The organism is Vibrio sp. CUB2 (assembly GCF_001557945.1).
Lineage (GTDB): Bacteria > Pseudomonadota > Gammaproteobacteria > Enterobacterales > Vibrionaceae > Vibrio > Vibrio owensii.
In genome coordinates this window covers 1-252 of sequence record NZ_LNRB01000096.1, presented here as the reverse complement: position 1 = coordinate 252, position 252 = coordinate 1, and the positions used below count along the sequence as shown (strand labels likewise).

Genomic DNA, 252 nt, shown 5'->3' with positions numbered 1-252 from the left:
GTCCAGACTCCTACGGGAGGCAGCAGTGGGGAATATTGCACAATGGGCGCAAGCCTGATGCAGCCATGCCGCGTGTGTGAAGAAGGCCTTCGGGTTGTAAAGCACTTTCAGTCGTGAGGAAGGTAGTGTAGTTAATAGCTGCATTACTTGACGTTAGCGACAGAAGAAGCACCGGCTAACTCCGTGCCAGCAGCCGCGGTAATACGGAGGGTGCGAGCGTTAATCGGAATTACTGGGCGTAAAGCGCATGCA

General features: G+C 54.4%; 1 rRNA gene. It reads left to right on the top strand.

Going from position 1 to position 252, the window contains the following annotated elements:
• Nucleotides 1–252, top strand: a 16S ribosomal RNA gene (locus ATB78_RS28065); the annotation flags it as partial.